The 14,556-nt window shown below is 68.9% G+C and carries 13 protein-coding genes; 1 reads left to right on the top strand and 12 read right to left on the bottom strand.

Going from position 1 to position 14,556, the window contains the following annotated elements; all coding sequences use genetic code 11:
- Positions 1-24: 24 nt before the first annotated feature.
- The 6 genes from BMZ48_RS00585 to mobA form a co-directional block, all read right to left on the bottom strand.
- Positions 25-1,227, bottom strand: coding sequence for a molybdopterin molybdotransferase MoeA (locus BMZ48_RS00585; protein WP_091530015.1), 1,203 nt, complete (start codon positions 1,225-1,227; stop codon positions 25-27).
- 76 nt (positions 1,228-1,303) lie between these two features.
- Entirely contained in the window at positions 1,304-2,230 is a 927-nt protein-coding gene (moaCB, locus tag BMZ48_RS00590; RefSeq protein WP_091530018.1) for a bifunctional molybdenum cofactor biosynthesis protein MoaC/MoaB, read from the bottom strand.
- A 40-nt stretch (positions 2,231-2,270) separates the two neighbouring features.
- Positions 2,271-2,756 (bottom strand): molybdenum cofactor biosynthesis protein MoaE, encoded by a 486-nt coding sequence (locus BMZ48_RS00595; protein WP_091530021.1) that lies wholly within the window; start codon positions 2,754-2,756, stop codon positions 2,271-2,273.
- A 2-nt stretch (positions 2,757-2,758) separates the two neighbouring features.
- Entirely contained in the window at positions 2,759-3,004 is a 246-nt protein-coding gene (locus BMZ48_RS00600; RefSeq protein ID WP_091530023.1) for a MoaD/ThiS family protein, read from the bottom strand.
- A 5-nt stretch (positions 3,005-3,009) separates the two neighbouring features.
- On the bottom strand, positions 3,010-4,023 hold the full coding sequence (gene moaA / locus BMZ48_RS00605; protein WP_091530681.1) for a GTP 3',8-cyclase MoaA: 1,014 nt from the start codon (positions 4,021-4,023) through the stop codon (positions 3,010-3,012).
- A 5-nt stretch (positions 4,024-4,028) separates the two neighbouring features.
- A complete protein-coding gene (gene mobA / locus BMZ48_RS00610; protein ID WP_159431026.1) occupies positions 4,029-4,607 on the bottom strand; it encodes a molybdenum cofactor guanylyltransferase MobA in 579 nt (192 codons plus the stop codon).
- 136 nt (positions 4,608-4,743) lie between these two features.
- Here mobA and BMZ48_RS00615 point away from each other — a divergent pair, with 136 nt between their 5' ends.
- Entirely contained in the window at positions 4,744-5,097 is a 354-nt protein-coding gene (locus BMZ48_RS00615) for a winged helix-turn-helix domain-containing protein (protein WP_091530685.1), read from the top strand.
- Between the two features lie 91 nt (positions 5,098-5,188).
- Here the strand turns inward: BMZ48_RS00615 and BMZ48_RS00620 are convergent, their stop codons facing one another.
- The 6 genes from BMZ48_RS00620 to BMZ48_RS00645 all read right to left on the bottom strand — a co-directional run bounded on the left by BMZ48_RS00620 (position 5,189) and on the right by BMZ48_RS00645 (position 14,426).
- On the bottom strand, positions 5,189-7,876 hold the full coding sequence (locus BMZ48_RS00620) for a nitrate reductase (protein ID WP_091530029.1): 2,688 nt from the start codon (positions 7,874-7,876) through the stop codon (positions 5,189-5,191).
- A complete protein-coding gene (locus tag BMZ48_RS00625; RefSeq protein ID WP_091530688.1) occupies positions 7,876-9,117 on the bottom strand; it encodes an NAD(P)/FAD-dependent oxidoreductase in 1,242 nt (413 codons plus the stop codon). The genes BMZ48_RS00620 and BMZ48_RS00625 overlap by 1 nt, the downstream gene beginning before the upstream one ends.
- A gap of 68 nt (positions 9,118-9,185) precedes the next feature.
- The gene (gene nirD / locus BMZ48_RS00630) at positions 9,186-9,527 is read right to left on the bottom strand and encodes a nitrite reductase small subunit NirD (protein ID WP_091530030.1); all 342 of its coding nucleotides are present in this window, start codon (positions 9,525-9,527) and stop codon (positions 9,186-9,188) included.
- An 18-nt stretch (positions 9,528-9,545) separates the two neighbouring features.
- Positions 9,546-12,116, bottom strand: coding sequence for a nitrite reductase large subunit NirB (nirB, locus tag BMZ48_RS00635; RefSeq protein WP_091530033.1), 2,571 nt, complete (start codon positions 12,114-12,116; stop codon positions 9,546-9,548).
- Positions 12,117-12,142: 26 nt separating this feature from the next.
- The gene (locus BMZ48_RS00640; protein ID WP_091530036.1) at positions 12,143-13,474 is read right to left on the bottom strand and encodes an MFS transporter; all 1,332 of its coding nucleotides are present in this window, start codon (positions 13,472-13,474) and stop codon (positions 12,143-12,145) included.
- Positions 13,475-13,856: 382 nt separating this feature from the next.
- A complete protein-coding gene (locus BMZ48_RS00645; RefSeq protein WP_091530038.1) occupies positions 13,857-14,426 on the bottom strand; it encodes an ANTAR domain-containing response regulator in 570 nt (189 codons plus the stop codon).
- Positions 14,427-14,556 lie beyond the last annotated feature (130 nt).

Here is a 14,556-nt window from a genome sequence, read left to right on the forward strand (position 1 = left end):
CGCCGCCGTCGTTCAAGCCATCGTTCAACAAGGCGTGAACGCGAGCCAGCGCACGATCTCCACCGGCGCTGCCTCGTGCAGACCCGGCACGCGCACCAGCGCATCGGCCTGCGCCAGATTGCCGAGCATGTGTGAAGCTTGGCCGTGCAGCGGCTCGACGCGTAGCACGCCATCATCCGCATAGACGATGCGCGCACGCAGCCAGAAGGTTTTCTGCGCCTCGCGCCTGAGGGTGTGCGGCGCACGCGCCCAGCGCCAGCGCCGTGCCGGATCAAGGCCGCACATGCGGTCGAGCGATGCGCGCACATACACGTGCAGGTTCACCAGCACCGAGGCCGGATTGCCGGGCAGGCCGAACAGCAAAGCCTGTCCGCAGCGGGCGACGTAGAGCGGCATGCCGGGTTTTTGGGCGACCTTCCACAGCAGCGGCGTTGCGCCCAGTTGTTCGGCCACGGCGGGGATGAAATCGTAGTCGCCGACCGAGACGCCGCCAGTGGTGAGCACGAGATCGGCCGCGGCGAACGCGCGTGCGAGCGCATCGCGCACCGCCTCCTGCCGATCGGGGACATGCTCGATGCGCAGCGGCGGACAGCCCCAGGCCCCGAGATAGGCGGCGAGCAGCGGCCCGTTGGCATCCGGGATCTGCCCCGGTGCCAGGGGCGCGCCATGGGCGACGACCTCGTCGCCGGTGACCAGCACGACGATCCGCGGCCGGGCGTAAACGGTGACCTCGCGCACGCCGGCGAGCGCGAGCGCGCCGACGAGCCCCGGCGTGACGGGCGTCCCCGCCGGCGCGATGATCGCACCGGACGGCATTTCCTCGCCGCAGCGGCGAACGTCGGCGCCGGGCGCAACGGCTTCGCGCACGACGATGCATCCGTCCTCGCGGTGGGTCAGCTCCTGGCGCACGACGGTATCGGCGCCATCCGGCAGCCAGCCGCCGGTGAGAATGCGCACCGCCGTGCCCGGCGCAAGGTGAGGCCGCTGCGTCTGCGCGGCGGCCGCAACCGTCGTGCCGAGTGGCAGGCGGACCGGCACGGTGGCCAGATCGGCATGGCGCACGGCATAGCCATCGACGCCGCTCTGATCGAATGGCGGCAGGGGCTGCGCCGTGTACGCCGGCTGCGCCAGCACGCAGCCGAGCGCAGCGTCGAGCGCAACCTGCCGTACCGGCAGCGGCGGGGTCGCCGCGAGCACCCGCGCCAGCGCCTCATCGACGGAGATCATGCCACCATCACCCCGGCTGACGAGACCCCATCAGGCGCGCCCGCCCAAACGGCGCCGCATCCGCGCACGCCAGCGCTCATGTGTAACCCCCAGGATGCGGCCGCCCGATGCGGCAGACCTCGATCAGGTGCACCAATCCCGGCAGCAGCGCCGCCAGGGTCTCCTCGGCGCCCTTGCGCGAGCCGGGGAAGGTGCAGATCACGGTGTTGCCGGCCAGACCGGCGATGCCGCGGGAGAGCATCGCATACGGCGTGCGCGCCTGGCCGAAGGCGCGCGCCGCTTCCATCAGCCCAGGCAACTCCGTGGACAACAGCGGCCGCACCGTCTCGACGGTCTTGTCGCGCGGGCCGACGCCGGTGCCGCCGACGGTGACGATCAGCTCCGGCGCTTGTGCGAGCCAGGCGCGCAGGCGCGTATCGAGCTGCGCCGGTTCGTCGGGCAGCACCTCGTATCCGGCAATCGTGAATCCGGCCTGACCGAGACCCTCGGCCACCGCCTTGCCGGCGGTATCGGGTTTCTTGCCGGCGGCAACGGTGTCGGAGAGCACGATGACGGCGGCGCGGGCATTCGCGAGCCGGCGTCCGAATTGCGATTTGCCGCCGGTTTTCTCCGTGAGCCGGATGTCCTCGATGCGCAGCACCTCGGTGGCGACGTGTGGCTTCATCATGTCGTAAACGCACAGCGCCGCCGCACTCACCGCGGTCAGCGCTTCCATTTCCACGCCGGTCGCGGCGATCGTGCGCACGCGCGCTTCGATGGCGAGCGCATCGTCCGCGAATGCAAAACGCAGCTCGGCGTCGAGTACCGGGATCGGGTGACAGTGCGGCAGCCACGCCGCCGTGTGCTTGACCGCGAGGATGCCGGCGATGCGCGCGGTTTCCAGAACGTCACCCTTGTCCACCCGGCGTTCGCGCACTAGGGCAACGCCCTCGGCGCCGAGACAGATGCGCCCGCTCGCAGTGGCGCTGCGCAGCGTCGTCGGCTTGAGCGTGATGTCTTTCATGGATATGTCCGCACCGGCGGGCCAGACGGGCGCGCCGCGTTCAGTGTGAATGGGAATGGTGTGCGTCGCCGTGCGCCGCGGCTTCCGGCTCGGCGATGCAGCAGCCGGTGACGAAGGCACTCGTGCCGTCGGCATAGAACTCTTCTTTCCAGATCGGCACGCGGTGCTTGACCGCATCGACGGCGGCGCGCAGCGCGGCAAAGGCCTCGGCGCGGTGCGGTGCGCGCACCACCGCATAGATCGCCACCTCGCCGATCGCCAGTCGCCCGATGCGGTGGACGACGCGGCACAGCGGCACGCCGTGACGCATGCCGATTTCCTGCTCGATGGCCCGGATCATCTTGTCGGCCAGACGCACGTGCGCGGTGTAGATCAGATGGGTCACCGGCTTGCCGTCGTGATGGTTGCGCACGGTGCCGGCGAAAATCGCCAGCGCTCCGCAGTCGTCGCGCGCGGGCACGAGCAGCTCATCGAGTACAAGCGGCCGCTCCTGGATGCGCGGCGCATCGAAGGCGAGATCATCCATCCTCAGCCTCCGGCCACCGGCGGCAGCAGCGCCAGCTCGTCGCCCGGCTTGAGCGGATGCGTGCGCCGCACCAGTTCATCGCCAATAGCCACCGCGCACTGCTTGAGCAGCGCGGCGAAGGCCTCGCTCCGGCTGGCGAGCGCGGCCAGCGCATCGGCGACCGTCGCCGGTTCGGGTAGCGACAGCATCAGCGTGTCCGATCCGGTGTGCAGGCGAGTTGCGCCATAGCAGTGCACGGCGATTTGCATCGCGTTCAGCCTCCCAGCATGTGCATCGTGACCGGCCGCTCGACATAGCCGGGCCGCTCGGCATAGCCGGCCTGCTTGTGCCAGACATGGGCGCGGATCAGCTGCCGCAACTCATCGACGCCGGCGCCGGCGCGCAGGGGCGTGCGCAGATCGGCGCCAGTTTGCGCGAACAAACAGGCATACAGCATCCCGGTCGCCGACAGCCGCACGCGGTCGCAGCGCCGGCAAAACGGTTTGGAGATGGTCGAGATCATGCCCAGGCGATAGCGGCCGTCGAGCAGGTAATAATGGGCCGGATCGTCGGTCGGCGGTTCGGCGTGCACCGTGTAGTGCGCGCGCAGCCGTTCGAGGATGCTGTCCTCGCGCACGACGCGCGCGTCGTTCCAGTAGCCGCGCCCGTCGAGCGGCATGAATTCGATGAAGCGCAGCGTGATGCCCTCGGCCATCGCCCAGCGCACCAGTGGCAAAACCTCGTCCTCGTTGTGCCCGCGCAGGATCACGCTGTTGATTTTCACCGGCAGGCCGGCCGCGCGGGCCGCATCGATGCCGCGCAGCACCGGCGCCAGCTCGCCACCGGTGAGCCTGCGGAACGCCTCCGGCGTGACCGCATCGAGGCTGACGTTGAGATCATCCAGACCCGCGGCGCGCAGCGCGACGGCGTGACGCGCGAGCGGCACGCCGTTACTGGTCATCGCGATGCGTTCGAGCCCGAGTGCGCGCAGTCGGCCGAGCAGCGCGACGATCTCGACGACATCCGCGCGCAGCAGCGGCTCGCCGCCGGTGAGACGGATCTCGCGGATGCCGAGCTCGGCAACGAATACCTGCGCAAGCTGCAGCAGCTCTTCGCGGCGCAGGAGTTCATCGCGCGGCAGCCAGCGCGGATGTTCCGGCATGCAATAGACACAGCGCAGGTTGCAGCGGTCGGTCAGCGACAGCCGCAGTTTGCGTTTGGTGCGGCCATGGGCGTCGCGCAAGCCCGGCTCCGGGACAGCGGACGGATTGCGGACATGCGCGTTCATGACCGTCATGCCAGCGCCTCTGGGCCGTTGGCATTGACCAGGGCATGGTCGCGAAAATCCGCGGCCACCGCGTGCTGCGAAAACAAAAACGCGCGCACGGCGTAACGTCCGGCCGCGAGCGCGTCCTGCAAGCTGCCTGCGAGATCGGTGCGCAGTGCGCACACGGTGTAATGGGGGCCGTCGTCGGCGAGCGCATACGCAGCGCTCGCCCCGGCGCGGCATGCCGAGCGGATCAGCCGCGCGACACTGTCGGCCGGCAGTCCGAGCGTGTCGCAGGCGACGCAGACCAGCCACGGCGTGTCGGCACGGCGCGCCGCCGCGAGCATGCCGGCGAGTGGGCCGAACCAGCCCGGTTGACCGTCGGTGACCACCTCGACGCCGAAGCTGCGATAGCGCGCGAGATTGCGGTTGGCGCTGATCAGCACACGCCGTACCTGCGGCGCGAGCAATGCGAGCTGGTGCTCGGCGAGCGTACGGCCGCGATACGCCACGAGCCCTTTGTCGGCACCGCCGAACCGCAGGCCGCGCCCACCGGCGAGAACGACCCCGGTCACGTCGTCGTGGATGGCGCAGGCGGCATACATGGCGTTATGCGCGAGTATATATAACGATGATCGTGCCGGCAGCCGTTGCTCGCTGGCGTATTCCCGATGGGAGCGCGCTGGGTCTGCCGGCCAGGCCCGTACAATCGGGGCTTGCATCCATACCGCAAAAACCGCGATGCCGGATCGAAAATACAGCGTCCGTTCGCAGTTCTGGCTCATGGCCGGCGACGAGGCGCTCGCCGGTCCCGGCCGTATCGAGCTGCTGCGCCTGATCCAGGCGACTGGTTCGATCCGCCAGGCCGCGCTCGCCATGGGCATGAGTTACCGCGCGGCGTGGGACGCCGTCGATGCGATGAACAAGCGCGCCGGCGCCGCCGTCGTCACGCGTCTGACCGGCGGCCGCAGCGGCGGCGGCGCACGGCTCACCGAACACGGCCAGCGTCTGATCCGCGCCTATGCGCGGCTCGAGGATGATCATCGTCGGCACCTCGCGCGGATGAATGCGAAACTCGCCCGGCTGTTGCGCTGAAGCGGGCATACGGCGCGCGTGCGGGAACGGTCGGTGGGCGCGCGGCTGCGGCCCGATCGATCCCGCAGCACGGTCCGCGACCCACCGCCGTTCATGCCGGCTCGCGCGTCGATGCGATCAGGGCCCTGAGCTCCGGGATACATGAACCGCAATTGGTGCCGCAGCGCAGGCGCTGTCCCAGCGCTTCGACCGTGCGGCAGCCGCCGTGAATCGCGCCGACGATCGCATGGCGGCCGACGCCAAAGCAGGCGCAGACCGTGGGGCCGGTGTCGGCGTCGCGATCCGGCGGCTCACCGACGAGCAGGCCGATCCGGTCGCGATCGTCGAGACGCTCCTTGACAAACAGTCCGGACAGCCAGGCGCGTGACGGCAGATCGGGGCGTGGCGAGACGAACAGACAGGCTGCGATGCGCCCATCGACGATCCAGGCCGCACGGAACACGCCGACGCTGCGGTCCTCGTATTCGATCCAGTCGGCATCGGCATCGCCGACGCCGAGCATGTCGCGGGCGCATGCCGCCCAGTCGTCAACCGGCTCGCGCCCGGCCAGTTCATAGCGCACGAACCGTGCGCCGGTCACGCGTGTCCACCAGGTCAGCGTCTGCATCGGCACCGGCGTGCGGCTGAGCAAAAAGCCGTGCCAGCGCACCGCAAACGGCTCGACACGCACCGGAGTGTGCTTGAACTCCGGCTCGCCGGAGACCGGATCGACCACCGGATTGCACAGCGCGCCGACCCGGGCATCCGAGGCGTACTGCGCATTCCAGTGGATGGGCACGAAGACGCTGCGGCGCGGCAGTTCGCCGCTGCTGCGCACGCGCGCGACCAGACGGCCCCAGCGCGTCGACACCCAGGCGAGCTCGCCCTCGCGCACGCCGCACAGCAATGCATCCTGCGGATGCAGATCGACATAGGGTTCGGCGATGTGCGTGGCCAGCCGTGGCGACAAACCCGTGCGCGTCATCGTGTGCCAATGGTCGCGCACGCGACCGGTGTTGAGGACCAGCGGGTAATCGTCGTCGCAGGCGTGCACCGGCGCGCGCGGCGGCGTCGGCACGAAGCGCGCCTTGCGCTCGGGCGTGTAGAACCGGCCGTCCGCGAAAGGTCGCAGCGGCCGCGACCCGGCCTGCCCCGCGGCCACTGGCCAGCACACCGGCGCCAGCGCATCGTAGGCGGCGCGGTCCATGCCGACGAGCCCGGCCAGGTCGAGATAGCGCGGCACCTCGTCGTCGGTGTTGCCGAACGCGGTCAGGCGTGCGTGCTCGTCGAAGATCTGGTGCGGCCCGGTGTAGCGGAACGCCTCGGCATAGCCCCAGCGCTTGCCCACCTCGGCGAGCATCCACCAGTCTGGCCTGGCTTCGCCGGGTGCGGGCAGGAACGCGCGCTGGCGCGAGATGCGGCGCTCGGAGTTGGTGACGGTGCCATCCTTCTCGCCCCAGGCCAGCGCCGGCAGCAGCACGTGTGCGTAGGCGGTCGTGTCGGTGTGTTCGATGACGTCGGAGACGACCACGAGCTCGCACTTTTTCAGCGCGCGCTTGACCTTGTCGGCGTCGGGCAGGCTCACCACCGGGTTGGTCGCCATGATCCATACCGCCTTGACGCGGCCATCGTCGATGGCATCGAACAGCTCCACGGCCTTGAGCCCCGGCCGGGTCGGGATGCGCGGGCTGTTCCAGAAGCGCTGCACGAGCGCACGGTGGCGCGCGTCGTCCAGGCCCAGGTGCGCGGCGAGCATGGTGGCGAGCCCGCCGACCTCACGCCCGCCCATCGCATTGGGCTGGCCGGTGAGCGAGAACGGCCCCATGCCGGGCTTGCCGATGCGGCCGGTCAGCAAATGGCAGTTGATGATGCTGTTGACCTTGTCGGTGCCGGCGGACGATTGGTTCACGCCCATCGAGAATGCCGTGACCACACGCTCGGTGCGTGCGAACAGGCGATAGAACTCGGTGAGCGCGGAGGTGTCGATCCGGCAGGCGCTGGCCACCGCGCGCACGCTGCCGGCAGTGGCGTCGGCGACGGCGAGCGCGCGCGCAACGCCGACGGTGTGGCGCTCGACGAACGCCGGATCGACGACCCCGTGCTGGTGCAGAAACGCCAGCAGTCCGTTGAACAGCCAGACATCGGTGCCGGGGCGCAGCGGCAGATGCAGATCGGCGATGTCCGTCGTCGCGGTGCGCCGCGGATCGACGACCACGATCTTCATCTGCGGCCGCTGTGCCTTGGCCGCGACGATGCGCTGGTAGAGAACCGGATGGCACCAGGCGGTGTTGGAGCCGACCAGCACGACCAGATCCGCCTGTTCGAGATCCTCATAGGACACCGGCACGATGTCCTCACCGAAGGCGCGCTGGTGTCCGGCCACCGCGGAGGCCATGCACAGCCGCGAATTGGTGTCGATGTTCGCCGTGCCGACATAGCCCTTCACCAGCTTGTTGGCGACGTAGTAATCCTCGGTCAGCAACTGCCCGGAGACATACCACGCGACGGCGTCGGGACCGTGCGTGTCGATGATCCGGCGCAGTGCGCCGGCGACGTGATCGAGTGCGGTATCCCAGCTCGTGCGCTGCAGCGTCCCGTCGGCACCGCGCAGCTTGGGATACAGCAGCCGTCCATCCGGCACCAGCGTCTCCCCGAGCGCGGAACCCTTGACACACAGCCGTCCGGCATTGGCCGGATGCGCCGCATCGCCGGCGATGGCGATGCCGTCCGCCGCAACGCGCGCCACCACCCCGCAGCCGGTGCCGCAATACGGGCAGGTGGTTCTCACGGGCGCGCTCATCACGGTGCATCCGCACAGAACGCGCGCCCGAACACGAGGCGGCTGCGCAGGCGCGACACATCGGCGCGCCGGCGCATCAGCTCGAAGTACCACGCACCGTCGCCGACATCGCCGTAGAGCACGGCGCCGACCAGACACCCGTCCTTGAGCACCAGGCGCTTGTACGTTCCACGGCGCGCGTCGCGGAACACCAGATCCTCGGTGCCGTCGCCGCCGCCGAACTCGCCCGCGGAAAACACATCGATTCCGCTCACCTTGAGCTGGGTCGCCGTGGCCGTCTGCACGAAGCGACGATGGCCGTATCCGGCCAGATGTGCGGCGCAGACGCGCGCCTGCTCCCAGATCGGTGCGACCAATCCGAACGTCGCCTTGCGGTGCTGCACGCACTCGCCGACGGCGTAGATGCGCGGATCGGACAGCGTCTGCAACGTGTCGTCGACGACGATCGCGCGCTCGCAGTACAGGCCGGCCTGCCGGGCCAGCTCGACGTTCGGACGGATGCCGACCGCCATGACGACGAGATCGGCCTCGATCTCGCGGCCGTCCTTGAAGCGCAGCCCGGCGACGCGATCGCGTCCCAGGATCGCGGCAGTGTCGGCCTTGAGCAGGACGCGGATACCGCGCCGCTCCAGCGCTTCGCGCAGCAGCGCGGCCGCCGGCGCATCGAGCTGGCGCTCCATCAGCCGATCCATGACGTGCACGACGGTCACGTCCATGCCCCGACGCTTGAGCCCATGGGCCGCCTCCAGCCCGAGCAGACCCCCGCCGATGACCACGGCCTTGCGCCGCGTGCGCGCCGCCGTGAGCATCGCCTCGACATCCTCGATGGCACGGAACGCGACGACGCCGGGCAGATCGGCGCCCGGCACCGGAATCACGAACGGCCTGGATCCGGTCGCGAGCAGCAGCCGGTCATAAGCCGCCTTGCGCCCGCTGCGCGAGATCACGATCCGGCGCGTACGGTCGATGGCGACGATGGGATCGCCGGCGTGCAGCGTGATGCCATTGGCCGCATACCACGCGTGCGGATGGAGCATGATGTCGTCGAGGCGTTTTTCACCGGCGAGCAGCGGCGACAGCAGGATGCGGTTGTAATTTCCGTGCGGCTCGGCGCCGAACACGGTGATGTCGTACACGCTGGCGTCGAGCTTGAGCAGCTCCTCGACCGTGCGCATGCCGGCCATGCCATTGCCGACGACGACGAGCCTCTGCCTGGGGCGAGCGCTGGCGGCCTCGCCCATGCGGCGATCGACGCCGGTGAGGTGCTCGCGCATGGGCCCCGGCAGCGCCCGCGCGGGAATCGCCGTGGTCATACGGCGACCTGCACGCGGCCATCGACCAAGCGCACGCGGTAGGCGCGCACCGCGAGCGCCGGATCGTCCAGGCACGCGCCGGTGACGAGATCGTAGTGATGCTTGTACACCGGCGAGGCCACGACCAGACGCTCGCCGAGATTGCCGACCAGTCCGCGCGACAGCACGTTGGCGTCCGCCGCCGGATCGTAATTGTCGAGGGCGAACAACCGGTCATCGCGCAAGCGGAACACCGCGACCTGCCGGCCCGCGATGCGCGCGCAGACACCGGTATCCGGCCAGATGTCGTCGAGCCCGCAGACGTCGTGCCAACATGCTGGCGCGTTTGATCCATCCATCGTCAGACCTCCTATGCGTCATGCCGGCTCGTTGACCACGGCGATGCCCTTGAAGCGCGCCTGCTTCTCGGCGGGCGTCGCCGGACGGATCTGCCCGCGTTCCTCGACGAAAACGACGTGCTCATCGACGCCGTCGCCGTTGACGAAGCTGCGGAAGCGCTTGCGGGTCTGCGGGTCTTCGAGCGCCTTCTTCCATTCGCAGACATAGCTGCCGATCACCTGCGCCATCTCCGCTTCCAGCTCCGCACCGATGCCGAGCTTGTCGTGGACGATGACGTCCTTGAGGTAATCGAGCCCGCCTTCGAGGTTGTCGCGCCAGGTGCTGGTGCGCTGCAAACGATCCGCGGTACGGATGTAGAACATCAGGAAACGGTCGATGTAGCGGATCAGGGTCTGCTCGTCGAGATCGCCGGCGAGCAGCTCGGCGTGCCGCGGCTTCATGCCGCCGTTGCCGCAGACATAGAGATTCCAGCCCTTCTCGGTGGCGATCACGCCGACGTCCTTGGACTGCGCCTCGGCGCATTCGCGGGCGCAGCCGGACACCGCGAGCTTGAGCTTGTGCGGCGCGCGCAGGCCCTTGTAACGATGCTCGATCTTCAACGCCATGCCGACCGAATCCTGCACGCCGTAGCGGCACCAGGTGCTGCCGACGCAGGACTTCACCGTGCGCACGGCCTTGCCGTAGGCATGGCCGGACTCGAAACCGGCATCAATCAGCTCCTGCCAGATCAACGGCAACTGATCCACACGCGCGCCGAACAGGTCGATGCGCTGGCCGCCGGTGATCTTGGTGTACAAGCGGTATTTCTTCGCGACCTCGCCGATCTTGATCAGTTTCTCCGGGGTGATCTCGCCGCCGGCGATGCGCGGCACGATGGAGTAGGTCCCGTCCTTCTGCAGGTTGGCGAGGAAATAATCGTTGGTGTCCTGCAGCGCGGCCTTGTCCCGGGCGAGCACGAACTCGTTCCAGCACGAGGCGAAGATGCTTGCGGCGACCGGCTTGCACACATCGCAGCCCAGGCCCTTGCCATGCCGGGCGAGCAGTGTGGCGAAGTCGCGGATGCCGCCGACGCGCACCAGGTGATACAGCTCCTGGCGCGAATACGCAAAGTGTTCGCACAGGTGGTGGTTGACCGACAGGCCTTGTTTCTTCATCTCGGCCTTCATGATCTGCGTGATCAGCGGCACGCAACCGCCGCAGCCGGTGCCGGCGCGCGTCGCCGATTTGATCGCACCGATACTGGTCGCGCCCGCGCGCACCGCGGCACAGACCGCGCCCTTGGCGACGTTGTTGCACGAGCAGACCGGCGCGGTGTCGGGCCAGGCATCGACGCCCAGTGCGGATTTGTCCGCGCCGTCGCTGGCCGGCAGGATCAGCAGCTCCGGCCGGTCCGGCAGTGCGCTGCCGCTGCGCATCATCTGCAGCAGCGCGGCGTACTCGCCGGCATCGCCGACGAGCACGGCGCCGAGCAGGCGCTTGCCGTCGGCGGAGATCACCAGCTTCTTGTAGACCTGCTTGCGCTCATCGCTGTAGAGGCAGACCTGCGCGCCGGGCGTGGTGCCCAGCGCATCGCCGATGCTGGCGACCTCCACGCCCATGAGCTTGAGCTTGGTGCTCATGTCGGCACCGTGGAACGCCGGTAGCGGCTGTGTGGCGCGGCGCTCGGCCGCCAGGCCCGCCGCCAGATGCGCGGCGCAAACCCGCGCCATCTCGTAGCCCGGCGCCACCAGGCCGTAAATCTTTCCGTTCCACAGCGCGCATTCGCCGATCGCATAGATGTCGTCGTCGGGCGTGCGGCAGTGGTTGTCGATGACGATGCCGCCGCGCGGGCCCACCGCAAGCCCGCAGGCGCGCGCCAGTTCGTCGCGCGGGCGGATGCCGGCCGAGAACACGATCAGATCGGTTTCGAGCTCGGTGCCATCGGCGAACCTCAGCTTGTGGCGCGCGGTGTCGCCATCGACGATCTCGACCGTATTCTTCTGTGTGTGCACGGTCACGCCCAGCGCCTCGATCTTGCTGCGCAGCAGGCGCCCGCCGCCGTCGTCGATCTGCACGGCCATCAGCCGCGGCGCGAACTCGACGACGTGGGTGACGAGCCCCATGTCCTGGACCGCCTTGGCTGCTTCGAGCCCGAGCAGACCTCCGCCGACGACGACGCCGACCCGGGCGCGCCTGCCCGCCTCGCGCAAGGCCTCGAGATCTTCGATCGTGCGGTAAACGAAGCAATCCGGCCGGTCGCTGCCCGGCACCGGCGGCACGAAGGGATACGAGCCGGTGGCGAGCACGAGTTTGTCGTAATGCAGGGTGTCGCCGTTCGCGGTCGTGACCTGCCTGCGCGCGCGGTCGATCGCACTCGCCCGGGTGTTCAGGCGCAGCGTGATGCCGCTGCGCTCGAAAAAGCCGGGCGCAACCAGCGACAGATCCGCGGCGCTCTTGCCGGAGAAAAACGAGGAGAGTTGCACGCGGTCGTAGGCCGGCCGCGGCTCTTCGCAGAGCACGGTGATATGAAGATCGGGCAGCGCTGCCGCGCTCAGCTCCTCGAGGAGGCGATGGCCGACCATGCCGTTGCCGATGACGACGAGTTTCATGGCTTGAGCTCCGGAGTCAGTGCCGGTTACGCGGCGGCCGCGCGCTCGGTGAGCGCCTGCTCGTAGAGCCGCTGTTCACGGGCCTTGTGTTCAGCAGAAAAGCGCACCGCGATCGCGCACAGCGCGGCCATGCTCACGCAAACGCCGAGCAGCAGCAGGCATTCCTGCGTGCTACCCACACCTTTCATCAGAAAACCGGCGGCGACCGCGCCGACATTGCCGCCGGCGCCGACAATGCCGGCGACGCCGCCGAGCGCCTGACGATCGACGAAGGGCACCAGCGCATAGGTCGCGCCGCAGGCCATGTGCGTGAACAGGCCAAAGGTGATCATTGCGACGACGGCGAGCGCGACTGTTTCGGCCTGCGCGAACCACAGCAGCCCAAGCCCTTCCCCGAGGATCAGCGCGAACAGCAAGAGGCCGCGGCCATCGAGCCCGAAGCGACGCGCGATGCGGTCCGAGACATAACCGCCGAGGGCGCGCGCGAACAGGGCCAGCAGACCGAAGCTGGCGGCGGCCAGCCCCGCGGTTTTCAGCGACAGGCCAAAGCGTTCGACGTAATGGCTCGCGGCGATGTTGTGGATGAAGATCTCGACACCGAAGCAGGCGCCGTAGGTCACGAACAGCAGCCAGACGCGATAGTTGGCGCAGGCGCGCTTGAAGCTCTGCCAGCCGGCTTTCTTGTCGTTTGCTGGGAGCTGCCCGGCGGCGCGCAGCGTGGCGTAATCACCGGCCGGACAGTCCTGCGTGTAACGCCAGTACAGCCACGCGCAGACCAGCATCAGCACCCCCGGGGTGAGCAGCGCGAAGCGCCAGCCCAGCGTCTGCTCGACACCGAGCCAGACCAGGGCCGCCAGCAGCAGCGGCATCAACGCCTGCGCGGCGCCGCCACCGGCATTGCCCCAGCCCGCCGCCGTCGCGTTGGCCGTGCCGACGACGTTGGGCGCGAACATCACCGAGGTGTGGTACTGGGTGATGACGAAGCTCGCGCCGATCGCACCGATGGCCAGGCGAAAGAACAAAAAGCTCTCGTAGCTCTGCGCCGCGGCGACGCCGAACACCGGCAGCGCGCCGACGAGCAAAAGCCCGGTATAGGCCTTGCGTGGGCCAAAGCGGTCGCACAGCGGGCCGATGATCAGGCGCGCGAGAATCGTCACCGCGACCGCGGCGATGTTGATGTTGGCGATCTGATCCTTGGTCAGGGCGAACTCGCCCTTGATCACCGGCATCAGCGGGGCGCAGGCGAACCACGCGAAAAAGCAGACGAAGAACGCAAGCCAGCTCAAGTGGAACGCACGCATCTGCGGCGTGGCCAGGCTGAACAGGCGGATCGTCGTGGCCTTGTGCAAGGGCGGCATGAATGGCTCCTCGTCAGAATCGGCGCAAAAAAAAAGCGCCCACGTCGCGGTCCGCCGACCGCGTCATGGACGCCGTTGTCCTGGAGTACCCTCATCCGCGGTGCGCAGAACACCGTCGTCCTGCACACCGCGGTCACCGCCGTCGAAGCAAGCGGCGTGCCATGTCGCTGGGTCCATCCAGCCGGGTCTGCACGCACCGTCGTGGCACGCGCGCACCAGCAGCGGGCGCGTCTTCAGCTCAGCGCGGTGCGCGCCGAGCTCGCCGGCGGGACATCGCCGACCGCGCCATCCATCGCGGCGTGCACACCGCCGCGGCGATGTCCAGCGGCATGCCGCCGGGCCGGCGCGTCTTGCCTTGCGGTTCTTGGTGCAGGCTCCGGCCCTACAGCAACTCCGCTGCGGCGAGCAGCGCGCGCGCGGCATCTCCGATCGAGAGCTTGCGGTCCATGGCCATCTTGCGCAGCTGCGCGTACGCCTCGGCTTCCGACAGCCGGCGGCGCTCCATCAGCACTCCCTTGGCGCGTTCGACATCGCGCCGGTCGGCGAGCCGCAGCTTGGTTTGCGCAAGCTCACGCTGCAGCGCCTGATGCTGCTCGAACCGGGCGATGGCGACATCGATCACCGCCTTCAGGCGCGCGGGCGCAAGCCCGTCGACGACGTATGCGGACACACCGGCCTGGACTGCGCGGCGCGCCGTCTCGGCGTCACTGTACGCGGCGAACAACACGATCGGGCACGGCCGCTCACGCGAGATCTGGGTCAGCGACTCAAAGAGATCGCGGCGCGGGCTATCGACGTCGATGAGAATCACGTCGGGCTGGTGCCGCGTCACCGCCGCCAGCAGGTCGTCCGCCGTCGCGAGCACGGCGACGACCGCGTGGTCGTCATCGATCAGCGCCTGGCGCAGCAGGGTGCTGCGGGAAGAGTCGTCATCGACGAGCAGGACGCGCATGACAGGGCAGTGAGTCGGCATCCGGAAACCAGGCACCGCCCCGCAAAAACCATGCCCTCGCGCTGGTGCTGGCACACCCTTTGCTTCGGCAGACACGCGGCGATCTGCCCCACCACCGCGCTGTCGCGTA

Origin of the sequence: Fontimonas thermophila, from assembly GCF_900113085.1 — a bacterium.
Taxonomy (GTDB): Bacteria; Pseudomonadota; Gammaproteobacteria; order Nevskiales; family Nevskiaceae; genus Solimonas; species Solimonas thermophila.

Coding starts and splice junctions, on each gene's coding strand:
- BMZ48_RS00585 (WP_091530015.1), bottom strand. CDS start 1,227: ATGATCTCCGTCGATGAGGCGCTGGCGCGGGTGCTCGCGGCGACCCCG.
- moaCB (WP_091530018.1), bottom strand. CDS start 2,230: ATGAAAGACATCACGCTCAAGCCGACGACGCTGCGCAGCGCCACTGCG.
- BMZ48_RS00595 (WP_091530021.1), bottom strand. CDS start 2,756: ATGGATGATCTCGCCTTCGATGCGCCGCGCATCCAGGAGCGGCCGCTT.
- BMZ48_RS00600 (WP_091530023.1), bottom strand. CDS start 3,004: ATGCAAATCGCCGTGCACTGCTATGGCGCAACTCGCCTGCACACCGGA.
- moaA (WP_091530681.1), bottom strand. CDS start 4,023: ATGAACGCGCATGTCCGCAATCCGTCCGCTGTCCCGGAGCCGGGCTTG.
- mobA (WP_159431026.1), bottom strand. CDS start 4,607: ATGTATGCCGCCTGCGCCATCCACGACGACGTGACCGGGGTCGTTCTC.
- BMZ48_RS00615 (WP_091530685.1), top strand. CDS start 4,744: ATGCCGGATCGAAAATACAGCGTCCGTTCGCAGTTCTGGCTCATGGCC.
- BMZ48_RS00620 (WP_091530029.1), bottom strand. CDS start 7,876: ATGAGCGCGCCCGTGAGAACCACCTGCCCGTATTGCGGCACCGGCTGC.
- BMZ48_RS00625 (WP_091530688.1), bottom strand. CDS start 9,117: ATGGGCGAGGCCGCCAGCGCTCGCCCCAGGCAGAGGCTCGTCGTCGTC.
- nirD (WP_091530030.1), bottom strand. CDS start 9,527: ATGGATGGATCAAACGCGCCAGCATGTTGGCACGACGTCTGCGGGCTC.
- nirB (WP_091530033.1), bottom strand. CDS start 12,116: ATGAAACTCGTCGTCATCGGCAACGGCATGGTCGGCCATCGCCTCCTC.
- BMZ48_RS00640 (WP_091530036.1), bottom strand. CDS start 13,474: ATGCCGCCCTTGCACAAGGCCACGACGATCCGCCTGTTCAGCCTGGCC.
- BMZ48_RS00645 (WP_091530038.1), bottom strand. CDS start 14,426: ATGCGCGTCCTGCTCGTCGATGACGACTCTTCCCGCAGCACCCTGCTG.